Annotated in this window: 20 protein-coding genes and 1 pseudogene; 6 read left to right on the top strand and 15 right to left on the bottom strand. The window is 69.3% G+C overall.

The genetic code is table 11. The annotated features are described in order from the left end of the window. Positions 1-88: 88 nt before the first annotated feature. The gene (locus BP05_RS02165; protein WP_496359973.1) at positions 89-502 is read right to left on the bottom strand and encodes a hypothetical protein; all 414 of its coding nucleotides are present in this window, start codon (positions 500-502) and stop codon (positions 89-91) included. Positions 503-643: 141 nt separating this feature from the next. Beyond that, positions 644-1,663, bottom strand: coding sequence for a lysyl oxidase family protein (locus BP05_RS02160; protein ID WP_496359971.1), 1,020 nt, complete (start codon positions 1,661-1,663; stop codon positions 644-646). Between the two features lie 584 nt (positions 1,664-2,247). On the opposite strand from BP05_RS02160, the pseudogene azu reads away from it, so the two are divergent. Next, positions 2,248-2,649: pseudogene (gene azu, locus BP05_RS02155) on the top strand (azurin); the annotation flags it as partial. A gap of 188 nt (positions 2,650-2,837) precedes the next feature. Here the strand turns inward: azu and BP05_RS02150 are convergent. Continuing rightward, the gene (locus BP05_RS02150) at positions 2,838-4,229 is read right to left on the bottom strand and encodes a S8 family peptidase (protein ID WP_496359969.1); all 1,392 of its coding nucleotides are present in this window, start codon (positions 4,227-4,229) and stop codon (positions 2,838-2,840) included. A gap of 486 nt (positions 4,230-4,715) precedes the next feature. Beyond that, on the bottom strand, positions 4,716-5,729 hold the full coding sequence (locus tag BP05_RS02145; protein WP_496359967.1) for a YihY/virulence factor BrkB family protein: 1,014 nt from the start codon (positions 5,727-5,729) through the stop codon (positions 4,716-4,718). Positions 5,730-5,937: 208 nt separating this feature from the next. Here BP05_RS02145 and BP05_RS02140 point away from each other — a divergent pair, with 208 nt between their 5' ends. Beyond that, entirely contained in the window at positions 5,938-6,336 is a 399-nt protein-coding gene (locus BP05_RS02140; protein ID WP_496359965.1) for a group III truncated hemoglobin, read from the top strand. 63 nt (positions 6,337-6,399) lie between these two features. Here BP05_RS02140 and BP05_RS02135 read toward each other — a convergent pair whose 3' ends face one another. The 4 genes from BP05_RS02135 to BP05_RS02120 form a co-directional block, all read right to left on the bottom strand. Then, positions 6,400-8,598 carry a putative bifunctional diguanylate cyclase/phosphodiesterase gene (locus tag BP05_RS02135; protein ID WP_496359963.1) on the bottom strand — a complete coding sequence of 733 codons (2,199 nt, stop codon included), beginning with the start codon at positions 8,596-8,598 and terminating at the stop codon, positions 6,400-6,402. A 482-nt stretch (positions 8,599-9,080) separates the two neighbouring features. Continuing rightward, complete coding sequence (locus BP05_RS02130) at positions 9,081-10,199, bottom strand: serine hydrolase domain-containing protein (RefSeq protein WP_496359961.1); 1,119 nt, start codon at positions 10,197-10,199, stop codon at positions 9,081-9,083. Positions 10,200-10,420: 221 nt separating this feature from the next. Continuing rightward, the gene (locus BP05_RS02125; RefSeq protein ID WP_496359959.1) at positions 10,421-11,053 is read right to left on the bottom strand and encodes a glycerol-3-phosphate acyltransferase; all 633 of its coding nucleotides are present in this window, start codon (positions 11,051-11,053) and stop codon (positions 10,421-10,423) included. Next, on the bottom strand, positions 11,050-12,894 hold the full coding sequence (locus tag BP05_RS02120) for a DegV family protein (RefSeq protein ID WP_496359957.1): 1,845 nt from the start codon (positions 12,892-12,894) through the stop codon (positions 11,050-11,052). The genes BP05_RS02125 and BP05_RS02120 overlap by 4 nt, the downstream gene beginning before the upstream one ends. 237 nt (positions 12,895-13,131) lie before the next feature. Between BP05_RS02120 and BP05_RS02115 the strand changes: the two genes are divergently transcribed. Together BP05_RS02115 and BP05_RS02110 are read left to right on the top strand one after the other, a co-directional pair. Continuing rightward, a complete protein-coding gene (locus BP05_RS02115) occupies positions 13,132-14,037 on the top strand; it encodes a hypothetical protein (RefSeq protein WP_496359955.1) in 906 nt (301 codons plus the stop codon). A 65-nt stretch (positions 14,038-14,102) separates the two neighbouring features. After that, positions 14,103-14,747 carry a hypothetical protein gene (locus tag BP05_RS02110; RefSeq protein ID WP_496359953.1) on the top strand — a complete coding sequence of 215 codons (645 nt, stop codon included), beginning with the start codon at positions 14,103-14,105 and terminating at the stop codon, positions 14,745-14,747. 96 nt (positions 14,748-14,843) lie between these two features. Here BP05_RS02110 and BP05_RS02105 read toward each other — a convergent pair whose 3' ends face one another. The 4 genes from BP05_RS02105 to BP05_RS02090 all read right to left on the bottom strand — a co-directional run bounded on the left by BP05_RS02105 (position 14,844) and on the right by BP05_RS02090 (position 17,454). Next, positions 14,844-15,467 carry a trimeric intracellular cation channel family protein gene (locus BP05_RS02105; RefSeq protein ID WP_496359951.1) on the bottom strand — a complete coding sequence of 208 codons (624 nt, stop codon included), beginning with the start codon at positions 15,465-15,467 and terminating at the stop codon, positions 14,844-14,846. 37 nt (positions 15,468-15,504) lie between these two features. After that, positions 15,505-16,188: an alpha/beta hydrolase gene (locus tag BP05_RS02100; protein WP_496359949.1), complete on the bottom strand. Its 684-nt coding sequence runs from the start codon at positions 16,186-16,188 to the stop codon at positions 15,505-15,507. Further along, a complete protein-coding gene (locus BP05_RS02095) occupies positions 16,185-16,988 on the bottom strand; it encodes a dioxygenase family protein (protein ID WP_496359947.1) in 804 nt (267 codons plus the stop codon). The genes BP05_RS02100 and BP05_RS02095 overlap by 4 nt, the downstream gene beginning before the upstream one ends. Before the next feature lie 67 nt (positions 16,989-17,055). Further along, the gene (locus BP05_RS02090) at positions 17,056-17,454 is read right to left on the bottom strand and encodes a DoxX family protein (protein ID WP_496359945.1); all 399 of its coding nucleotides are present in this window, start codon (positions 17,452-17,454) and stop codon (positions 17,056-17,058) included. 113 nt (positions 17,455-17,567) lie between these two features. Between BP05_RS02090 and BP05_RS02085 the strand changes: the two genes are divergently transcribed. Then, positions 17,568-18,461, top strand: coding sequence for a LysR family transcriptional regulator (locus BP05_RS02085; RefSeq protein ID WP_496359943.1), 894 nt, complete (start codon positions 17,568-17,570; stop codon positions 18,459-18,461). Positions 18,462-18,628: 167 nt separating this feature from the next. On the opposite strand, the gene BP05_RS02080 is transcribed toward BP05_RS02085, so the two are convergent. The 3 genes from BP05_RS02080 to BP05_RS02070 form a co-directional block, all read right to left on the bottom strand. Further along, complete coding sequence (locus BP05_RS02080) at positions 18,629-19,540, bottom strand: hypothetical protein (protein ID WP_496359941.1); 912 nt, start codon at positions 19,538-19,540, stop codon at positions 18,629-18,631. A 2-nt stretch (positions 19,541-19,542) separates the two neighbouring features. Further along, entirely contained in the window at positions 19,543-21,648 is a 2,106-nt protein-coding gene (locus BP05_RS02075) for a hypothetical protein (RefSeq protein ID WP_496359939.1), read from the bottom strand. A 275-nt stretch (positions 21,649-21,923) separates the two neighbouring features. Then, the gene (locus BP05_RS02070; RefSeq protein ID WP_496359937.1) at positions 21,924-22,457 is read right to left on the bottom strand and encodes a hypothetical protein; all 534 of its coding nucleotides are present in this window, start codon (positions 22,455-22,457) and stop codon (positions 21,924-21,926) included. A gap of 381 nt (positions 22,458-22,838) precedes the next feature. On the opposite strand from BP05_RS02070, the gene BP05_RS02065 reads away from it, so the two are divergent. Further along, entirely contained in the window at positions 22,839-23,669 is an 831-nt protein-coding gene (locus tag BP05_RS02065; protein ID WP_496360615.1) for an alpha/beta fold hydrolase, read from the top strand. The last annotated feature ends 7 nt before the right edge of the window (positions 23,670-23,676 follow it).

The following is a 23,676-nucleotide window of genomic DNA, read 5'->3' as shown; positions in this document are numbered from 1 at the left end:
TTCCGACTCCTGGTGCCCCGGCTGCAGACACGCAGGGTGACCGGGCTTCCGCTCGCCACTCCTGCGTCCCTTGCAGCTGTCTGCCCGCTCAGTTGCCGGGTTCCGGCGGCTGCGTGGTCGTAGCCCGCGTTGCGAGGCATTCCACGTTGGATGCCTGGTGCGGGCCGATCACCGATGCCATGTGCAGCGGCGGCTCGAACAGGGCGTCGACGTAGCCATCCCCATGCTTGAGGTGGGCGTCCGCGGCATTGTCGCTCGCCCCGATCACGATCCCCAGGTATTGATTGGGACCGAGGGTAAGAAGCTGTCCACCGTCCTCGGTCACGTAAGTGCAGTTGCCGGTGGCTTCACAGTTGGCGCCCAGGTCCCGCGGCCCGCCGATGTTGTGGCAGATGTCCCGCGGCGGCGGCGGAGTGCCACCGGCAAGGGCGGAGCCGGCGATCAAGGTCGCGCCGACACTCAGCGCAGCCGCAATCAATGACTTGTTCGTAAGCCTGATCATTTTGCTCTCCTGTATGGACCTGAGTCCGTTGCTTGATTCGTGCGCATACCGCTGTCGCAACCGCACGGTGTCAGAGTCGAAATCGCGCGGCCATTCCACAAAAGGGGTATCCCGTTACCTGGCGATCCCAAGATCGCGCCGCTAGCGCGTGACCGTGAATCCGTTGAGCAGCACCCCGCCACTGCCCACGCGTACGTTCCAGACGGGATCCCTGCCGGGATTCTTCTTGTACGGCACCGTTACGGTCGCCCTGATCTGATCGACCGATTCGGTGTCCGATATCAGCTGCACGTTGCTTGCGACCGGCCGCGGCCCGTTGCCGCTATCGAAGCTGACGCCCATGCCCTGGGTGAATCCGTAACCGTTGATGGTGACCTGCACGCTGGTACCGACGCGCGCCGAGTTCGGGGTAATCGACGCCACCGCGGAGCATTGGCCGCTGCTGTCCAGCACGGTGACGGTGCCCGGCTTCCTGATGCTGAGCAGCAGGCACGAGACGTTGTCGTTCTCGTTGCTCTCCAGAAGCAGCTTCTTGGGATCGACCTCGATCTTGAGCTGGTAGATGCCATCGGCGTTACCGGTGAAATCGATCTCCTGCCCGGCGAGCTCGGCGCCGTAGGTATCGGCCCAGCCGACCGACATTCCCTGGAGGTCCCGGCCGCAGCGACTGTAGAACGGCGTGCCGGGCGCGCCCGGCAGTGCGAGGTTGATCGGGCTGCTGTCCATGATGCAGAACGTGGTCTTGGCGCCGGTGCGCGCCGATCCGCCCGCTGCGTTGACCGGCTGCAGCAGGTAGAGCGCGTAGTCGTTGAAGTGCATGTGGTCGTGCGCGGGGTGGTACTCGAACGCGCCCGCGAAGTAGAGGACCGGACTGCCGCTGCTCTGGTAGACGACCTGGTACACGCGCAGCTTGCCCGATCCGGTTTCGACTTCGCCGGCCGCCAGTTCCAGCGGCCCGGCCCCGCTGTTCCAGGTAGTAGTGCCGAAGCGCAGCGTGGAACGCCCGCCGGCATCCGTGACCAGCGACGCGTTGAACGCAGGCCGCGCAATCAGGTTCGGACGCAGGGCGGTCTGCGCGGTGGCGGTGCCGGCCAGCGTCAGGCCGCCGACAATCGCGGAGGCGAACCAAAGCCGGTGCGTGCAAAGCGGGTCTCGAGTCATGGTGGAACACCTCTCTGGTATGGCCGTCCACGCGGACAGCGCGATGGCGGGCGGCGCGGAGCCTCATGACCGATGGTTGCGGCAGTCCACGCCCGCCCGGCGGCCAGATCGCGGAGCCGGCGACTGGCCTGCCCAAGCTGTCAGCGGCCTCCGGGGCTGGCAATTCCACTAAAGAGGAGGTCTGCGTGGAGCGGGACTCATCCGGGGGGAAGCATCCAAACCCGCGATTAGCCCTGCTCAGCTTCGATGCCCGCCCACTCCCCCTGCACTCGCTCGCGTTCGCCCGGAAACGCGAACGGCCCCTTCACGCAGCGCAAGGGCGCCAGCGCAAATCATGAGCCGGCTTTTTCCTGGAGGCTTAGCCGATGAAGATCCATGCCACTTTGCTGACCGCAGCTTGCATGCTTGTCCTGTCCGCGTGCGGCGACCGCACGCCGCCGCCGGAAACCACCACTCCGCCGCCGGCCGCCGAAACACCCGCGCCCGCCGAGACTCCGCCGCCGGCCACCGAACCCACGCCAGCGCCTACCGAGGCAACGCCACCCGCCACCGCTCCTGCCGCCACGCCTGCGGCGGGCGAGAAGCCAGCTGCCACGGTCACCGGGTGCGCCACCGAGATCGAGGGCACCGACTCGATGCAGTTCAATGTCGGTTCGATCGCGGTGCCGGCCTCGTGCAGCGAATTCAAGATCACCCTCAAGCACAGCGGAAAGATGCCCGTCGCGGCGATGGGCCATAACGTGGTGATCGCCAAGGCCGCTGACGCACAGGCTGTCGCCGCCGACGGCATGTCGGCCGGCGCCGCGTCCGCCTACGTCAAGGCCGGCGACGCGCGCGTGGTTGCCCACACCAAGCTGGTGGGCGGAGGCGAGAGCACGTCGGTCAGCTTCCCGGTCAGCAAGATCAAGGACGGTGGGCCGTACGAGTTCTTCTGCACCTTCCCGGGCCACATGGCCATGATGAAGGGAACGATCAGCGTCCAGTAGCGGGATGGAGGTGTTCGCAGCCGGGATCGATTCCCGGCTGCGGCCCTTGCCGGTCGCGCGCGACGCGCTGCGCCGCCGCATCGCGGCGGAGCACCCGCAGCGATCCGCCGCAGTCCGGAGCCTGAGGGCCAAAAAAGAACCCCGGCCGAAGCCGGGGTTCGTGTTGCACTTCAGTTTTTTGCAGCGAATCAGTACGTCGCGGCGGCGTTCACGGCCGCGTTGGCGTCGATGATGCCGGCGCCGATCGGCTTGTCGTTGGTGCCCGGGAAGGCGCGCAACGTGCTCTTGAGGATCGACTCCACCTGCGCCGGGGTCAGCGGCGTGGTGCGCACGGACTGCATCAGCGCGACCGTACCCGCCACGTGCGGCGACGCCATCGAGGTGCCCGCCATGCACTTGTAGTTCTCGGTGGTCGGACCTTGGGTGCCGGCGTTACCAGTCGACACGATCAGCGTGGTGCAGTCCGGGCTGTCGCCACCCGGGGCGGCCACGTCGATGTTGCTGCCGTAGTTGGAGTAGCTGGCGCGGGTGCCGGACTTGTTGGTCGCGGCCACGGTGATCACGTTGGCGCAGCTGGCCGGGGTGAAGCCCGAGGCGTCGGCGTTGTCGTTGCCGGCGGCCACCACCACGGTGGTGCCACGGGCGACGGCGGCGTTGATCGCGTTCTGGTAGGTGCTCGAGCACGTACCGGCGCCGCCCAGCGACATGTTGATGACTTCGGCCGGGTTGGCATTGGCCGGAACGCCCGCAACCGTGCCGCCCGACGCCCAGGTGATGCCGTCGACGATGTCGGAGGTGTAGCCGCCGCCACGACCCAGCGCGCGCACCGGGACGACCTTGGCGCCGTAGGCCACGCCGATCACGCCCACGCCGTTGTTACCGATCGCGGCAACCGTGCCGGCCACGTGGGTGCCGTGCCAGCTGGAGGGCTTGCCCTGGTAGTAGTCGCCCACGTCGTGCGCGTCCGAATCGCGGCCGCCGCCGTCGCCGGAGACGGTCTTGCTCGAGATGAAGTCGTAACCGGGCAGGATGTTGCCGAGCAGGTCGCTATGGTTGGTGTAGCCGGTGTCGATCACCGCCACGACCACGCCGGCGCCGTTGGTGGTGTTCCACGCCTGGTCGGCGCGGATGCCCGGGGTACCGCTCTGCAGGCCGTACAGGTAGGTGGCGTAGTGGGTGTCGTTCGGGGTCATCAGCGGCTGCATCATCCGGTCGACCTCGACGTACTCGACGTTCGGGTCGGCGGCGATGTTGCGCATCAGGCGTTCCGCGTCGGCACGGCCCAGCCCATGGCTGGCCTCGACAACTTCGCCGCCGACGGACAGCGTACGCAGGTGGCCGACCGCCAGCCCCTGGCCACTGCTCCTGGCCGCGATGTCCAGGTTGTGCTTCTGGGCGGCGGCGCTGGTGCCGGCGCGGTACTTGACGATGAAGCGATCAAAGCTGGTCTGGTCCGCGGAATGCAGGCCGGCCGTGTCCACGCGACCGGCGGCAGCGGCGGAGCCGGCGAATCCGGCGGTCAGCGCGATTGCCATGGCCGTGGCGAGCGCGTGCTGGTGCAACTTTTGCGACTTCGACATCAGGATCTTTCCCCTGTGGATTGAAGACATGATTGACCCGGCCGCGCACTCCAGTGGCCCATTCCTCGAGCGGGCGTCTCTCTCTGCCGGGATGACCGGCAGAACGCCGATCTGTTTCGAACGTAACGACAAAACTCCCGCGCAAGCAATGAAGGTTTGTTCTTACGCCTTGGGCATGCCGGCCCAGGCCGCGAGCATTTCGCGTTCCGCAGCTGAAAAGCCGAAGAAACCTGCAATCCCGATGCGGAATGAACGGTTCAGAGCGATGCCCGAGAACAGCGACCGCGGTCACACGTACTGTTGCGTCGCGACATGACGAGTGCGTGTGCAGAAGGCGGAAAACGGCACGGCAGATCGCCGAGCAGGCGGATGCTCGGCATGTTGGACTCGGCGGCCCCGGATCAGCCCAGCAAGTGGTCATGGCCCGCCCGGCGATGCCGCGCGGTTCCAGCTCACCGTTGCCGCGTCGGCCACCGCATGCGCGCATCACCCCTTGCCCGCACCCGCCCTCGCCTTTGCCCGCTCGTCCACCACTGCCGTCAACAGCGCGCCGACGAAGACGATCAGCGCCGCGTAGTAGACCCACACCAGCGCCAGCACGAGCGTTCCCATCGAGCCGTAGGCGGAGCCGGGATCGGCGCGGCCCAGGTACCAGCCGATGGCGGCGCGGCCCAGCAGGAACAGCAGCGCGGTCGCTGCGCCGCCGCCCAGTGCACGGCGCCAGCCGACCCTGCGGTCCGGCAGGTAGTGGTACATCAGGGCGAACGCCAGCGCGTACACCAGCCATGCCGCGGCCGTGCCCATCAACGGCAGCACCCAGTCCACCCGCGCGAACATCAGCTGCAGCACGGTGTGCAAGGTCATCGACACCACCAGCAGGAAACCCAGCGCGAACACCAGCCCGAGCGAGAACACGCGCTTGCGCAGCCACGCCATCGCCCCGGGCAACGCGGCGGCGTCGGTGCGGAAGATCTTGTTGAGCACGTCCTGCAACTGCGCGAACACCGCCGTCGCGCCGACGAACAGCAGCGCCAGGCTCCACCAGCCGGCGATGGAGCCGGTATCCGGTCGTTGCCGGGCGTTGCTGACGATGGTGCGCGCGACCCGCTCGGCGTCGCCGCCGACCAGCAACGCGATCTGCTGCATCACCGCCTCCTGCGCACCTGGCCAGATCGCGCTGGCCAGCCACACCAGGATCAGCAGCAATGGCGCCAGCGAAAGGATTGCGTACAGCGCGAGCGCCGCCGACTGCGACAGCAGGTCCGCATCGATGAATCGGCGCAGCAGGGCGACCGGCAGGCTGCCGCGCGCCCGCCGGATCAGCGCCTCGACCGCAGGACGCCGCGTCGACTTGCCGCTTTGCGCGCGCGAGGCGGTGGGCTTGGTCGGGTCCAGCTTTTCCGCGACCCTGGTCGCGGCCTGCTTCGCCTTCGCGGTTTCGCGCTTCGCCCCCGGCCTGGCGACGCGTCGTGCGGTCCTGCGGGTCGGTCGTTTCGGCATCGGCGGGTCGGCGTCGGAAGACGCTGCACCCATACCGCTGGCGGCGTGAAGCCCGGATCGGCATCCGCCATGCGTCCAACGCCCTGCGCGTCCTGCAGTCTGCGGCGGCTGCCCCGATGGCCCCGACGCGTGGCTACGGCCGCTCGGATCCGGAACAACAGCGATGGCATCACGACCGCCCGCCGACGCGGCTGCGATAATGCGCGTCATGGCCGCACCTCTCGACACCGCCGACATCGTCCGCCTGGTCGATCGCTTCTACGATCGCGTGCAGGCCGACCCGATCCTCGGCCCGGTATTCAATCCCGCGGTCGACGACTGGGAAGAGCACAAGCGCACGCTGGTGTCGTTCTGGAGCTCCGTCGCGCTGGGGACCCGCAGCTATCGCGGCAACCCGATGGCCGCACACCGCCCGCACCCCATCGACGAAAGCCACTTCGCGCACTGGCTCGCGTTGTGGCGCGAGGTTGCCGAAGCCGAACTGCCGCCGGAACACGCGGCCCAGATGATCGAGCATGCCACGCGCATCGGACGCAGCCTTCGCTATGGCCTTGGCCTGGACGGGCGAAGCGGCGTCGTGCGGACGCTGCCAGTCATCGACCGCTGAAACCTCGCGCGTCGTCGACGCGCGCAGCCGCAGGCAGGCTGCAACGCGCCATGGCCGCGCGCCTCAGGGCTCGACCCGATCCGCCGCCTCGCGCAGCACGCGCTCCAGGAAGGCGGCGGCCTCCATCGGCCGGCCGACGTGGTGGCCCTGCGCTGCGTCGCAGCCGGCGGCAATGAGCCAGGCCATGGTTTCGCGGTCCTCCACGCCCTCGGCCGTGACCATCGCCTGCACCGAATGCGCGAGCGCGATCGTCGAGCGCACGATCGACCGGTCCGCTTCCGAATGCATCAGCCCGGTGATGAAGGAACGATCGACCTTGACCTCTTCCGGCGCGAGGCGCCGCAGGTAGGTCAGTGATGCGTTGCCGGTGCCGAAATCGTCCAGCGACATCCGCAGCCCGCCCGCACGCAGGCGTTCCACCGCCGCGAACGCCTTGTCGGGGTCGCGCATCACCGCGGTTTCGGTGACCTCCAGCATCAGCATCCCGCGCACCGGCGCCGCGACGGCCACGATTCGGTCCACCACCGCCGTGTCCGACAGGTCGTTGACCGACACGTTGACGGACAGCGTCAGTTCGAGGTCGCGCGCGCGCCATTCACGGCACAGCGCCACCGCGCGCTCGACGAGGTAGAACGTCATCTCGCCGATCACGCCTGTGCGCTCGGCGAGCGGCACGAACTCCGCCGGCACCAGCTTGCCGTGGGTCGGATGCCGCCAGCGCACCAGCATCTCGGCGCCGCACACGCGCTGCGACGCCAGTTGCAGCTTCGGCTGCAGCGCGTAACCCAGGGTGCCTTCGCGAATCGCCGCGCGCAGGTCGGTCAGCAAGGTCAGGCGCCGTGCATCCGGCGCGAACGCGGGTTGGTACAGCACCTCGCTGCCCGGGCGCAGGCATGCCTCCTCGCAGGCGAGGCCTGCGGCGCGCATCAGTTCTTCGGGCCCGCTGCCGTGTTCGGGGAACAAGGCCGCGCCCGCGCAGCCGATCTGTTCGATCGGCAGGCCGGCGATCTCGATGCGCTGGTTGAGCGTGCCCAAGACGCAGCGCATGGTGGCGTGCGCACTCTCGCCATCGGCCACGCCCGGCGCCGCAAGGATGAAGCCGCGATCGTTGATCTTGGCCACCAGGGCGTGGTGCTGCAGCAACCGCTGCGCGAGCGCCAGCAGCAACTCGTCCACGAAGGCGTGGCCGGCCATCGCCTCCACCGCGCCGATGTCGATCAGGTCGACGCGGATCACCGCAAAGGGCTGGCCCGCCGCCACCAGCGGCGCGAGCGCGCGGCGGAAGCCGGCGCGGTTGGCCAGCTGCGTCACCGGATCGTGGCTTTCCAGGTGCAATGCTTGCGCTTCGGCGCGCATGCGCGCGCGGCGCCACCCCACCAGCAGCACGGTGGCCAGGAGCAGGAGCGGCAGCGCAATCCAAGCGGCGAACAGCAGGCCGGAGCGATAGGAGTCCTTGGGCGGCACCAGGTTGGCCAGCCAGCGCACGTAGAGGCGGCTGAGCTCGCCGCTGCGCGTGGTTTCGCGCAGGCCCACGTTGAGGCGCTCGAGCAGTGCTTCGTTGCCCGGGCGCACGGCGAAGGCGTAGTCGGTCTCGAGGAAGGCGGGACTGAGCGCGACCACCTCGTCAAGCTTGAGGCGGCGTTGTGCTTCATAGCCGACGTACATCGGCACGAGGGCGTAGTCGGCGCGACCATGCTGCACGGCCAGCAGCGCGTCGCCCTCGTTGTCGACGCCGACCATGCGCACGCCCGGGATGCGCGCGAGTTCCTCCCAGGCCATGCCGGCACGCTGGGCGACCACGCGCCGCCCCGCGAGTTCGGCAAGGCTGCCGACATAGGCGCCGCCACTGCGGCCGAAGGCCAGGTGGTAGCGGTGCAGGAACGAATGACTGAAGCGGACGCGCTGCTTCCGCGCGGGAGTGACCAGCATCGGCGCGACGTCGACCTTGCCGGCCTGCAGGTCGGCAACCACGCGTTCCCAGGTATCCAGGCGGATATCGACCTTCAGGCCGGCGTGCCTGGCGACGGCACGGATCAGGTCGACGTCGAAACCGGCGGGACGCGATTGCTCATCGAGGTAGTCGAACGGCGGGTAATGCGAATCGCCGGCGAAGACGATGGGACGGGTGCGGGCGCTGTGTGCATGCGCGGCTTGCGCGGTGGCGGCGCGCGGTGCGGGCAGGACGAAAGCGACGACGGCCGCGGCCAGCACCAGGGCTGCGAGGAACAGAAAATTGCGATCTCTGCTGGTTGTCGCTGGCATGCGCTTCACGCTCCCCCTGCCCTGCGGCTATGGAAACATGTTGCCCTCGAGTCTCAAAGCGGCAGCGCGCTTGGAACGTGAAGGTTGCGGTGCGATTTTGTTGGGCCCATGGGGGAAAACCCCCACTCCACGCAGGCGGAGCCGCGTAATCCGCGGGTGAGCGCCGTGGAGCCACCGCAACCATTAAGAAAATTTCTCGGATTCCAACCGGATCCGACGACCGCGCTGCGAATCAGCGCGCTCCGCAAGCCAATCGCGTTCAGCAGCTGCTGCAGATCGCAGCGGCGTGCGAGCCGCGCGCGCCGGGTTGCGTGGCCGCGCAATCGGCGCCGCAGATCAGCATCATCGGATGCTTGCCGTAGGCAGGTAAGACCAGGTCCCAAGCATTCCGCGAACCGGGTCGGATGCTGCAAGCCAGCATTCTTCCTGGATGACGTGCCGGGCTGGCAAGGCCACCCCCGCCTCCCGGCCTCAGGCGCGTCTCACTGCGTTTGCGTCGCCGCACACGCCTGCGTGCCGCTGGCGTCTGCATGCGCGCGCGCGACGTAGTCGCTCACCAACTGTTTGAGTTGCGGATAGTCGTTGCGATCCGTGACCGCGCCGGAGATCGTGCGGCCGGACCGCGGCTCGCGCGCCACGAGCGTGCCCCAGAAGCCGGAATGGCCCGCCGCCGCGGTGCCGTCGAGGTTGTACGCGAAGATTCCGAGCCGGTATTCGCTCGCGGAGGGCAGGCCCTCGGCCGACTGCATCAAGGCGAGCGTCTCCGGCTTCTTGAAGACGTGTCCGCTGAGCAGCGCGTCGAAGAAGACGGCAACGTCGACGGGCGGCGCGACCAGGCCGCCGCCACCGTACAGGTCCATCGACGGATCCCAGTCGTGCGTGTCCAGCCCCTCGAAGCGCTGGTGCGCGCGCGCACCGCCGACGGGCGATTCATAGCGTTCCCAGTAGGTGCCCGGCACGCCGCGCGCATCGAGCCGCAGCTGCGTGCGCACCGCCTGCGGCAGCGTCTGCCCGGTGATGCGTTCGATGATGGCCCCCAGCAGGACGTAGCCGGTGTCGGAGTACGCGAACTTCTCGCCCGGCGCGCCGACGGGATCGGTCCACTCGACCAGATAGTGCAGGTCGCCTTCGCGCGTCCAGCGCGTCTGCGGATTCGCCTTGATCGTGGCGATGAACTGCGGTGCCTGCGCCGCGTCGGCGAGGCCGCTGGTATGGCTCAGCAGATGGCGCACGGTGATGTCGCGGGGCTTGTAGCCATCGCTGGCAAGCAGCTGCATCCAGGCCTTCGGCAGGTAGCGCCCGATCGGCGCCTGCAGGTCCAGGCGGCCATCCTCATGCAGGCGCAGCGCCGTGGCGGCAACGTAGGTCTTGGTGATGCTCGCGAGCCGGAAGCCTTCGTCACCATGCAGCGCCGTGTCGGGCGCGGCCGCGCCCAGCACGCGGGTATCACGGCTGCCGTCGCGCGCCAGCGTGGCGATCGAGATCTGCCCCGCTCCGCCGGTAAATGCGTGCGCCTGCAGGGCCTGGTCGAGGCAGGAATCGGCGGCGCTCGCCGTGGACGCGGCCAGCGCCAGGAAGACGACCATCAGGCGATGCGGCATGTCGGGATCCCAGTGCGGAAAGCGCGCATTCTCGCGGCCCGCGCAGCGGTCATGAACTGACATTGGTCATGCTGACTCGTTGCAGGGCAGCGGGCTTGGCCAGCTTTTTCCATTGCTGCCGCGTGGCCCAAGCCGTAGGCGATCCAGCCGGCGCCCAGGGCCTCAGGCGGCCTGCGCGGGTTCGCCCTCGCGCACCCATGCAGCACGCAGGGTGCGCCTGCTCACTCCTTCCGCTCCCCGCGTACACGCTGCCACGCGCGCCGCAACACGCGCGCGCGTTCGAAGGCCGGTTCGGTTCCGGTGCGCAGGCGGCGCAGGTTGCCGCGATGGGTGAACACCAGCAACGCGGCGGCGATTGCCGCGAATACCCATAGCCCGCTCGTCGCACCGAGCCATGCCGCACTCACCAGCAGGCTGCACGCCGCCAGCACGGTTGCCAGGCCCACGTAGCCCGTCCACCCGAGCGTGCCGAACCACACGGCCAGCACCAATGGCAGGCTCTGCGGCCAGGCCATGGCGAGGCCACCCACCAGCGTTGCGGCGCCCTTGCCGCCGCGGAAGCCATGAAACAACGGCCACACATGGCCGACCACCGCCGCGAGCACGCAGGCGCAACTCCATTCGATCGTGTGTCCAGCGTACTGTCCGAGCCACGCAGCCAGCGCGCCCTTGCCGATGTCGATGACCACCGTGCCCAGCGCAAACCACGCGCCCTGCGTGCGCAGCGCATTGGTGCCGCCGGCATTGCCGCTGCCCAGCGTGCGGATGTCGACGCCGCGCAACTTGCCCAGCAGCAGGCTGCCCGATACCGAGCCCAGCAGGTACGAGGCGAGCAATGCCCACCACGCGCTCATGGCGACACCTCCGCCGAAGCGGCCGCTGGCATCACGGGTTGCAGGCTGACCAGCAGCGTCTCCGGTCCGGCGTGCGCGCCGATGGCCGGACCGGTCTCGACCAGCCACGCTTCGTCGCAATCCAGTTGCGTGCGGATCGCATCGAGCAGGCGCTGGCCGTCGGCAGCGGCATCGCAATGGCCCACGATCACGCGCCAGCGCTGCCCCGGCGGCACGCGCCGCGCGACATGCGCCGCAAACCGCGCGGGCAGCGATCCACGTCCCCACAACGCACCGGCGACGCGCAAGCGCCCCTCCGGCGACATGCGTGCGAGCGGCACCAACCGCAGCAAATCCACCAGCACCTTGGCCCAGCGCGGCAAGCGGCCGCCGCGCACCGCCATGCTCACGTCGCGCGCCATGCCCCAGGTCACCGTGCGTTCGCGCAGCGCCTGCAACTGATCCACCATCGCTTCGGCCGTCATGCCGGTGCGCGCCATGCGCGCCGCGGCCAGCGCGAGCAGGGCCTGCCCGCCCGCCGCGTTGGCGGTGTCGAAGACGAAGATGCGCCCGGCGTCGCCGCGGTGCGCGGCGGTCTCCGCCGCCTGCAGCGTGCCCGACACCGCGCGCGCCACGCCCAGGTACAGCACCTGCGGGTGATGCGAGAGCAGGAATTCGAACTGGCGACGGAAGTCGCCCGGCGGCGGCTGGCTCGTGCGCGGCAACTCGCCGCCCTGGCGCAGGCGCCGGTAGAACGCGGAGGGCGACAGGCCGACCTTGTCGAGGAAATCCTCGCCGCCGAAGTTGAGCCGCAGCGGCACCACGTGCAGGTCGAGCGCGTCGGCCAGGCCCTCGGGCAAATCTGCAGAACTGTCCGTCACCACCGCCACGCCGCCGGCGCCCGCCGCCGCGCGCGCCTGCGCCTGCATGTCGTCCGCCTTGCTCGCCTCCACGCGGCCGAAGCGCGCCATGGCGTCGAACAGCGCCTGCGGTGACGCCACGTGCGCATGCACGCGCATGCGCGAGCGCGAACCGGCGGCGACCACGCACGAGGCATCCAGCGCCGCCACCGCCGCGCGCACGGCCGCGGTATCGATGTCCTCGCCCAGCACCAGGCACTCGCTGCACCAGCGATGCGCGGGATCGGCGTCGAACTCGCTGTCGTGGGCGTGTGCGGCCAGCCAGTCGGCGTGGCGTTCCTCTTCCGGCACGGAGCCGACCGCGGGCTCGCCGTGCAGGTAGGCGCCGATGCCTTCGAGCAGGTCGACGAAGCCCTTGGCCCCGGCATCGACCACGCCGGCGCGTTGCAGCACCGGCAATTGCCGCGGCGTGTCGGCGAGCGCGTCGCGCGCGCGCTGCAGCGCGGTCGCGAACCAGTCGCGCACGCTGGCGGCCGGCGCCTCTGCATCCAAGCCGTCGGCGAAGGCCGCGATCACGCTCAGCATCGTCCCCTCGCGCGGCTCCATCACCGCCTGCCGCGCCGATGCCGCACCATGGCGCACCGCCAGGGCCAGCTCGCGCTGCGTCAGCGTGGCGCGCGTCGCCACCGACTCGGCCACGCCGGCGAAGAACTGCGCCAGGATCGCGCCGGAATTGCCGCGTCCGCCATCGACGGCGTCCTCCGCCACGCGCTGCAACAAGGTCCCGACGCCGTTCGCACGGCGGCCCAGCGCGCCACTGAGCACGCTGCCCAGGGTGAAGGCGAGATTGCTGCCGGTGTCGCCATCGGCGACGGGAAACACGTTGATGCGGTTGAGCAGATCGCGATCCGCCATCACCCGGCGGGCGCCCGCAATCAGAGCATGGCGCAGCGCGGCCGCGCGGATGCGCGGATAGGTCAGCGAAAGGGCGTGGGCTTGCATGCGTCCTGAGGGCCTCCGGTGGCAGGAAGCCTGCCGCGAACGCCCCTGCCGCACGCGGCACGAGCGGACCGGCACCTCGGACTCCCCCGCCCCGATTCTAAGCAGGCCCCGCCGTCCCGGTGTGCGATGGACGGCGAGAAACCCCGCGAACGAGCTGGCGGCTGACCTCCGCGCGGGGACGACGCCGTTGTTTCGTGCAGAGGGAGCGAGCAACTGCCATTCACAAGGAGCGGCACCATGGCAAGAACACCTCTCAACCTGCAGATCCAGCTCTACAACCTGGACTGCCACGACGAAGCCGATGGCTGGGGCGACGCGGAACCCTACCTGTGGCCGGTATTTTTCAAGATCGACGGCGACGGCTATGCCGTGGGCTCGGCGGGACTGGTCGGCTTCCCGCCCATCGGGGTCACGAACGGAGCGCACGGCAACCTCGGCGATGAGGACGTCGATGAAGGCGACCGTGTCCTCATTCCCACCTCGCTGGGTGCGTGGACGACGCAGCTCAAGCCGATTCCCGTGTACGACCCGACCTTCCGGCAAGTACTTGGAGACGACCTTCCCGGCATCGCCGGCGTGGTCGTCGTACTGATGGAAGAAGACGGCTGGCCCGACGACATCGCCACCACCGCCTACGCCGCCCTGTGCGATGCCGTGCAATTCGCGGTGGCCAAGGCCGCCGCCAGCTTCCAGCACGCCACCTCGCCGCCGACGCCACAGGAGATCGCCGAGCAGATCGCCGCCGTGAAGGAGGCGGCCGCCACCGCCGTCCGGGCCGCCGTCGTCGACTACATGAGCGGCGCCCAGATCGCGTGGTACGGCACGTTCGGCAACAACGACGACAAGATCGGCGCCGAGGCGTTCACCGTGACCCAGGACGACTTCGCGCAAACCGCGGTGATCGAGTTCCAGCGCCGCTGGGACGACGACGAAAGCGACGGCAACGGCGACTGGGAGATCCACGGCGGCTTCATCAGCCGCGATGCAGGCGGATCGAGCCCCGCCTCGTGCGACGACATCCAGGCGGCGATCGACTCGCTGAAGGAAGACCTGCAGGGCGAGGTCGACGCGCTCGAGCGCGAGCGGATCCAGCGCGCCATCGCCGAGCTCCTGCGCAAGTCGAAGCTGATGGGCTGCACCTGATCCGAGGAACCGACGCGCCTGGGCCACCGGCCGCGTTTTCCGATCCACTCACATGGAGTGATGCCATGAACCTCACCCGATCCGCGCTCCACGCCGCGGCATTCGTGCTGCTCGCGCTACTCGCAGCGTGCAAGGCCAGCGCGCCCGATCCCCGGGCGGACCTCGCCCGTTCCCTGAAGGGCGCCAATGTCGAGGGTTACCAGTTCACCATGAAGGAGGACGACGCCTTCGTGGTCACTTCGCTCAGCAACCCGCAGGCGCGCGCCGTGATGAAACTGGGCGACGCCCAGCGCACACCCTTGCAGTACACACGCGTGTTCGATCGCAAGGCGAATTCGCAGATGCTCTACCGGACCGACCTGGTTCGCGACAAATCCAGGCTCGCGCTGGTGGTGACCGACTTGGCCAAGGGAACCGTCGTCAGCCGCCGGGACTTTCCCGCACCCGAGGACGACGGCACGCCGCCGCCCACGCCGGGCACCACCGGCTACGACTCGATCGGCCAGTGCATCGCCGACTTCAACTGCGAACACGGCGGGCAGCTGCAATGCCAGGCGAACCGCACCTGCCAGGAGCAGCTGGCTGCGCTTACGTGCTGCCTCAAGAGCGGCGATTGCTACAGCGTGCACCTGGTGATCAAACCCACCGCGCCGCGCTGCCTGCTCAAGGACCTGGTGCCGCCGATCGAAGGAGTGATGCTCGAACGCTAGCGGCCCAGCGGCCGCCGGTGGCGAGTCGCGGCCGCGCGATCTCCGTGCGCTGGGTTGGTGCAGCCAACCCGGCCTACGGTCGCTGTCGGACGCAGGTCATCGGTCCCGCTGCGGGCGCGCCACCGGCAGCGACCAACCGCGACGTATGGCGAGGTAGCGCAATGCAAAGCAGGCCACTGCACCGCCGATCGCCAGTGGCGTCGGCGGCAGCTTCCACGCGCTGCCGATGACGACGATCCCCGCGCCCAGCGCCGCGGCCACGGCATAGAGCTCGCGTCGCAGCACGGCGGGGATCTCGGCGACGAGCACGTCGCGCGCGATGCCGCCGCCGACGCCCGACAGCACGCCCAGCAGCAACGCTCCCGTCGGACCGACGCCGTGCGTGATGGCCTTGGCCGCGCCGCTCACCGCGAACAGCCCAAGCCCGATCGCATCGAATATCTGCACGGGATTGCTGAGCCGCTCGACGAGGGCATGCCGATAGAACGTCAGCAGCGCCGCGAGCGCTGCCGTCGCAAGATAGCGCCAGTCGACCAGCGCCGCTGGCGGCGTAGCGCCGATCAGCGCATCGCGCATGATGCCGCCGGCGGTGGCGGCGGCGAACGACAGCACCAGGACGCCGAACAGGTCGAGTCGCCGGCGCACCCCGACGGTCGCGCCGCTGATCGCGAAGGCGAAGCTGCCGACGAGGTCGACGGCGAGGACAAATCCGGAGGCCATGTCGTGCTCGCGTGGTTTGGAGAGTGTCCGCGCCCAACTATAGATGCAGCGCGTCGTGCGATGCGATCGCGTCGAACCATGCGAAGAAATCCGCCTGCATCTGCGGCGCGATGCCATGGTCGCCGGGATACAGCCGTGTCTCATGGCCGATACCCAGGCGCGTGAGCCACGCGTCGGCGCGGTGCGCCCAGTCGACCGGCAGCTTGGTGTCATTGCGACCGTGCCCGATGAAGGCGCGCAAGCGCGCCAGCGCTTCCGGTCCGGCGAGTTGCGATTCCAGCTCCGGCAGGATCCGGCCGGCCAGCACGCCGAAGCCGCCGACGAGGTCCGGTCGCGTCAGCGCGACGCTTGCGCTGAGGATCCCGCCCTGGCTGAAACCGGCGACGACGGTATCGGCGGGGTCGACGTCGTAGCGCGCCTGCATGCCGGCGATGAACGCGGCGAGCATCTGGCGGCTCTGTTCCGCCGCCGCGAGATCGGGTCGCGGGCCCTGCGGGCCGAACGCGACCTGGAACCAGGCGTACTGACCCGCTCCCAGCGTCAGCGGTCCGCGCGCGAGCACCACGACGGTGTCCGCAGGCGCGCATGCCGCCAGCGCCAGCAGGTTGCTCTCGTTACCGCCGACGCCATGGCACAACACCAGCAGCCGGCGCGGCCGTGCCGGCGCCACCGGGGCCAGGTAGGCGAGCGCGCCGTCGGTGTGCAGGTGCATCGCGCTCATGCGGCTTGCTCCATCGCTTCCGCGGGCAGCCCGAAGCCGAAGGAATCCATCGACAGCACGCCGTAGGTCATGCCGCCGGCGACGAGTCCACGCCGCTCATCGGCGTGGCTCGCACCCAACGCCACCAGCAACGGCAGGTAGTGCTCCTGCGTCGGATGCGCGCGCGCGGCGTGCGGCGCGCGACTGCGGTAGTGCACGAGTGCGTCGACGTCGCCGCGCTCCACCGCCTGCCCCACCCAGTCCGCGAACGCCTGCGCGTACTCGGGATCGCTGATGTGCTGGCGGAACTCGTACAGGTTGTGGGTCAGGCTGCCCGAGCCGATCACGAGCACGCCGCGTTCGCGCAGCGGCGCCAGCGCCTGGCCCAGCCGCAGTGCGCCGGCAGCGTCGATGTCGTGCGGCAGCGACACCTGCAGCACCGGCACGTCGGCCTCGGGTCTGAGGTAGCGCAGCGGCACCCAGGCGCCGTGGTCGAGGCCGCGGTGCGCGTCGATCGCGGCCTCGAAGCCCGCGACCTGCAGCAGCCCGACGATGTGCGTTGCCAGCTGCGGTTCGCCGCGCGCGGGGTACTGCAGCGCGTACAACGGCGCGGGGAATCCGCCGAAATCGTGGATGGTCTGGGGCGTCGCGGCCGCGCTGACACGCACGCCGCGCGTCTGCCAGTGCGGGGACACGATGACGATGGCCGTGAGCGACGTCAGCTGCGCGCCGATGCGCTCGAGGTTCGGGCCCAGCTGGCCCGGCTCGAGCGCGAACATCGGCGAACCGTGGGAGACGAACAAGGCGGGGGCACGTGACATGGAAGGACTCCTGGCCGCGGGCATGCTGCCCGCGGCGCGGTTGGAACAACGAATCAGTTATCAGGGATCAGGCAGCCGGCGCGACGCGACGGCGCGGCAGGCGGGCTTCCAGGCTCAGCGCGCCGGGACCATTCGCGGCGAGCAGCAGGAAGCCGCCGGCCATCGCGAAGTTCTTCCAGAACAGGATCGCCTGCATCTGTTCGCCGAGATTCGAATGGAAGATCAGCGCCGAGACGACCGAGAACAGCGCCAGCGCGATCGCGATCCAGCGGGTGTACACGCCGGCCAGGATCGCCAGGCCACCACCGAGTTCGAGTGCGATTACCAGCGGCAGCAGCATGCCGGGCACGCCCATGGATTCCATGTAGCCCTGGGTGGCCGCGTAGCCGGCGATCTTGCCCCAGCCCGAGATGATGAAGATCAGCGACAGGCCGAGGCGGCCGAGCAGCGAGAGAGTTGCGTTCATGAGTGGACTCCTGTGTTGGGACCCGTTCCGGGTTGAACGACACTCTATTGGCGCGCCCGGAGGCGATAAACAGCGATTCGAGTGATAGATTGTCTGCCAAAGGGAGACAATCAATGCTCGACCTCCAGCAGCTGAGCAGCTTCCTGGCCGTGGTCCGCGCTGGCAGCTTCGTCGCCGCGGCCGATGCCACGGGCCTGTCCAAGGCCGCCGTCTCCCGCCACGTCGCCGAGCTCGAAGCGCACTTGGGCGTGCGCCTGCTGCACCGGACCACGCGCCGCCTCTCGCTCACCGACGACGGCCAGCGCTTCCACGCCCGCGCCGTCGAACTCGCGGCGGCGCTGGAGGAACTCGAATCCGAAACCGCCTCGAGCGGTGGCGAGGCGACCGGCCAGTTGCGGATCAACGCGCCGCTGACCTTCGGCAACCTGCACCTCGCGCCGCTGTGGCCGCGCTTCACCGCCGCGCACCCGAAGGTGTCGCTGGACATCACCCTCAACGACCGCGTCGTCGATCTCGTCGACGAGGGCTACGACGTCGCGGTGCGCATCACCAACCGCCTGGACCCGCAACTGGTCAGCCGCCGGTTGGCCTCGACCCGCATCGTGCTGTGCGCATCACCCGGCTATCTCGCCGCGCACGGCACGCCGACGCATCCGCGCGAACTCGCGGCGCACCAGGTCCTCGCCTACAGCTACTGGGCCGGCGGCGACGAATGGCCGTTCAAGGGACCCGAAGGCGACGTCGCCGTGCGCGTCGCCCCACGCATCCACACCAACAGCGGCGACACCTGCCGCGTGGCCGCGCTGCAGGACCAGGGCATCATCCTGCAACCCGACTTCCTCGTCGGCCCCGACCTCAAGCGCGGCACGCTGGTCGAACTGATGCCGGAATACCGCTCGCTCGAACTGGGCGTGCACGTGGTCTACGCCACGCGCAAGCACCTGCCGATGAAGACCCGGCGCCTGATCGATTTCCTGGTCGAGGCGTTCCGCACGCCGGCGTGGTGACGCGCGGGCCGGGTTGGCCGCCCCAACCCGGCGCCGTGCTGGCGCGCGCTCGGGCGAGGCGTGTCCGCTGGCGGCCCGCCTCGTTCCCCATTGTCTTTAGGCGCTGCAGCGCGAGCGCGCATGCAGATAGCGCTTCGCCGACACAATCGCGGTCCTTGTTTGCAGGCCTATCCGCGCACGCCAATTGCGCTGGGGCGGGACTTGGGACGATCCGGGCACGTCTCCACGGTGGGATCGCAGACCACTTGGCCACGTACCCATTGCTTGATCGTGTCGATGATCGCATCACCGACCGATTGCGGAGCCTCGATGCCGGGCCCGGCCTGCCACGGACTGCCACACAGTTCGATCGCAGCGTGATCGACCGCGTTCTGCAACGCGTAATCGCGTGCCATCTGCACGGCCTCCTGCAGCGAGTCCTGTGCATGGGCGACGAAGAAGCGCGTTTCCCCTGCTTCGCGGGCGCACACGGCGGCGCCGAATCCAGGCTCACTGGTCAACAGCAACGTCTTCCACCCCGTCGCGGCGGGAAAGCGTGCCGCCGTCGCCTCTGCCGCCTCGCGGGTTGGCCGGTTGCCCAGCGCGAGCAGCTTGCCCGTGCGGCTGTTGCCCATCACCAGCAGGTAGCGCTCCGGCGGCGGGCTGGTTGCGTCGGTCGTCGCGGTGGCGACCGGACGCCCCTTGCGGTTGGCGACCGCAGTGGCGCGCGGCGCGGGTGCGTCCACACCGTTGCGTTGCCATGCCACGCCCTCGAAGCGGGTCGCGCCGGCGCATTCCACGCACGACTCCTGCGGCAGCGCAGCCTGTGCGCGCGCGATCGCCTCCAGCGAAGGCCGCATCGCACAGTAGCCCTGGCGCCGCTCGTGGACCTTGCCGGTCCGCTGCAGGTGCGCGGCGAACTCGACGCCATAACCGCTGCGCTCGGCCAACGGACCGACCGGCATCGCCGGCGACATGAAGACCGTCCCGCTGGCCGGGTCGGGCACGTAGCAGTAGAAGTAACGCAGCTCCTGCGCGCCGGCGGCGAAGGCGGCGGTCGTCCCCAGCAGCAGCACCGCCCTGCGAAGCAAGGTGCGCACGCTCAGTCCGCCCCGTGGCTGGACAGGAAGCTGTTGGCCACCTGCGCCGACTGCTCGTGCGCCGCATACGTGCGGTTTGCATCCGCCTCGCTGTAGCCCTGGGCAATCGCGCGCTTGTACATCGCGTAGTACTCCAGGGCCTGGCCGCACATGGTCTTGAGCTGCACATCGTTACCGCCGGACAGCGCCACCTGCCGGTAGTTGCCCTCGTCCATGCCGACGCGGGCGCATGTGTCCGCCGCCAGGTTGGGTCGGGTCGGATAACTGCCGGCGCCGCCGCCCGCGCCCGAGAGCGCGGTTGCACCGGTGCTGCCGCCGGTGATCATCGCCTCGCCCTGGGCTCCCAGTGCCGCGGCGACCTGGCTGTTCGGATTGGCGATCTGCGCGCCCTTCAGCGCGCCACCAAGGACCTGCTCGGGACTGCCGCCGTAATTGGCCACGGCGGCGGCGCCCGCGGCGGCACCAATCAAACCGCCGATCCAGTTCCCGCGCTCGCTGCGCTCCTGTTCCTCTCGCGCCTGCTGCTCGGCCAACAGCCGGCGCTCCTCCGCCACGGCCGCGCGCTTGGCGACTTCGTTCTGCTGCACGGTCGGCGCCAGTGCGGCGAGCTTGGCCGGGGTGGTCGGGGTGAACTGGGGCGTGCCGTCGAACGCCTGGCCGCCATCGGGCAACAACGACATCACGACCGACGAGGTACGCGCGCGCCGGCCCGCGCCGTCGCGGCCGTAAACCACCACCCGCAACGCATTGCCGTCCACGGGCAGGTGCTCGACGTAGGCCTTGTCATCCCCGGCACGGAACACGCCGGCAACCGGCTCGACACGAAATGCGGTGACCGCGGGATCTGGCTGCACGCCGGTGCCGAGTACCTGGCCGCCCTGGATCTGCAGTTCGCCGCCCTTGCCGCGCCACTGGTACTGCTTGTAGGGAATCGACAACTGCTCGCGATCGGCCTGCCAGGTTTCCTGGCCGCGGTAGGTGCGCCCGGCCAGGCGTGCATACACGGCTTCCACGCCCGCAACGCGTTGCTTGCGGCGCGCGGCGTCTTCCAGCACGGGCGTCACCGGGCCACGATCGATCGCCACCAGCGGCGCCGGCAATTGGGCGACGCCTGACGCCGCCATTCCGGCATCCACCTTGCCTTCCTTGCGCTTGAACCGCAGCGTGTACGAACGCTCGGGCAAGCCCGCCGCCACGAACCAGTAGTAGCCGCCACCGGCGGTCATCGAATAGGTCTGCTTGTGGCTGAGCCACGCTTCCTTGCGCTTGGTCGCGGCCAGCTCGCGGCTGGCGCCGCAATCCGCGGCATCGACCGAACGGAACTGGCCGACGACGAGGTTGGGGACCGAGGAATCATCGGCCTCGACCTGCACTTCCCAACGATCGCCGGGCCGTGTGTCGATCAGGTAGCAGTCGTAGCGGGCGCCGTTGTCATCGATGCCGGACACGCCGTCCTTGAAGGTGGCCGCGAGGACTTCGGTGCCACCGACCACGCGCACCGGATGCGGACCGGCCGGTGCGCTCGCGGGCGCGATCGGGTTCGCGCCCATCTTCCCGCCCTTCTTGCCGCTTTTGGCGACGGCAGGAACGCGCGCGCTCGTTTCCCCCGGCGCCGGCGTGGCCTTCGGCAGGTCGGTGGTCGTGTAGTGGTCGCTCGCCGTGACCGCAACCACCGCGCCGCCCTCGAGCTTGACGCGCTGGTGGTCGAAGCCTCCCGGGCCGAAGCTGATCCGGTACGCCAGGCGCGGCGGAAACGCGCGCTCGAACACGACCGTATCGGCATCGACGATGCGCCCCGTCCACTTCATCGGCACCGGCGACGACTTGGAAACCAGCTCACCCGCCTGCGCGCCGCGGGTCACGGTCACGGTGCCCTGCACGGTCTTGGTCGTTGGCGATATCCAGGTCTCGGTCATCACCTCGCCCGGCACGGCCCAGTTGACGGTGACCGTGTACTTGCCCGGCGCTTCCCAGGTGTGCCCAAGCAGTTTGGCGTATACGCCCCACACCGCCGGATCGGCCTCGGTGGGCGAGGCCGCGCGCACGGGCAGCAGCGAAGCGACGAGCAGCAGCAGGCTGCCCGCCAGGCAGGTAATTGTCGTACGCATGGTTTTCCCCTGTTCTTGCCGGCAATCCCCATTGCCGGACCGGCATGCTCCACCACGGGCAACACACGGGTCAAACCTGTGGAGGAAACTGCCCTCTGCAAGGCTGAACGCTTCACGTCGAGGCCGCGGGTGCCCGCTTCCGGCTCGATCACGACGGAACCGCGGCGCGCGGTACGGGCGCCAGGTCACGCAGCGCGCAGGCACGGTTGTCCTCACGAACGAGCGCGCAATGTCGCAACCCGCTGCTTGATCAAGCCAGCCAGCCCACGGCCGCGTCACAACGTGGACGTCACCTCGCCGCCATGCGTGCGCAGCAGTTCCGCCGCCTCGTCGCGCTGGGCGACGGAGAACGCATGCACGACGACCGTCGTCCTGCCCTCGGCCATCGCATCGCGGGTCGCCTCGACGTAGCGGTCGTGGTCGGGGCGCAGCGACACCAGCCCGCCCAGCATCAGACCCGCAACGGCACCGAAGAACAGCAGGACCAGCGCCGACGCGACCGGCGAGTTGACGATGAAGGGGATGCCGGCTGCGCGCAGCGCGACGAATGCCAGCACACCCACGACCGCGCCGGCGATGCCCAGGCGCACGTGCGCGACCACGATCGTGCGCCAGATGCCACGGCTCTCCGGTTCCAGCTTGCGCCCCGGGTGCGGCTCGGTGGGCGTGATCAGCTGCACCTGCGCGGCGTCGAGCGACAGCGACGAGGCGACCTGGCGCGCGGCCTCGCGCGCGGCGGAGGCACTGGGGAAGACGGCGGCGACCTTGCTGTTCGACAGTTCGCCGGTGATCGCAGAGGCTTCTGGCATGGCCGCGCTCCAGGATGTCGATGACGGCAACAGCATCCCAGATGCCGGGTCCTCTACGCGTGAGCAGGTCGGACGCGGCCAGCACGCTCGGCGTGGACTTGCCAGTCCCCCACCCTGGCAACTACGCGCATGGCGACGACGCCCCGGCACGCCACCTCGTCGGGTGATTGATCCGGTGACGCGCGGCCGTAGCCTGTCGGATCCCAACGGGTTCCCGATGTCGCGACGAAGCGGCGCAGGTGGACAGCCATGAACGAAGACGCCGACAGGCCGCCGGATCCCATGCGTCGAACAGTGCTTGCCGGCGCACTGGCCACGGCAGGCGTTGCCGTGCTGCCCGGCCCGGTGCTGGCCGCCGTGCCCAACAAAGAGGCTCATGCGATGACGATGTTCACGACGAAAGACGGGGTCGATCTCTATTACAAGGATTGGGGTCCGCGCGATGCCACGCCGGTCATGTTCCATCACGGCTGGCCGCTGAGCGCCGATGACTGGGACAACCAGATGCTCTGGTTCCTGTCGAAGGGTTTCCGCGTGATCGCGCATGACCGTCGTGGGCACGGACGGTCGACGCAGACCGATACCGGCAACGAAATGGACACCTACGCCGCCGACCTGCTGCAGTTGACCGACAAGCTCGACCTGAAAGGTGCGATCCATGTCGGCCACTCGACCGGCGGCGGCGAGGTCGCGCATTACGTGGCCCGCGCCAAGCCGGCGCGGGTCGCCAAGGCGGTCCTGATCGGAGCCGTTCCGCCAATCATGTTGAAGACCGCGGCCAATCCCGGCGGGCTGCCGCTGGAAGTGTTCGACGGGTTCCGCAAAGCACTCGCGGACAATCGCGCGCAGTTCTACCTGGACGTGCCGACCGGGCCGTTCTATGGCTTCAACCGGCCCGGCGCCAAGGCGTCGCAGGGCGTGATCTGGAACTGGTGGCGGCAGGGAATGATGGGCGGGGCCAAGGCGCAGTACGACTGCATCAAGGCCTTCAGCGAGACCGATTTCACCGAGGACCTGAAGAAGATCGGTGTGCCGACGCTGGTCATGCACGGCGAGGACGACCAGATCGTCCCGATCGCGGATTCGGCGCTGTTGTCCGTCAAGTTCCTCAAGCAGGGCACCCTCAAGACCTACAAGGGCTTGCCGCACGGCATGTGCACGACGCATGCCGACATCGTCAATCCGGACCTGCTTGCCTTCATCCGCGGGTGACCGCACG

It is taken from the genome of Lysobacter oryzae DSM 21044 (genome assembly GCF_059568595.1).
Note: the sequence above shows the minus strand (reverse complement) of the source record. Positions and strands in the feature narration are given on the sequence as shown.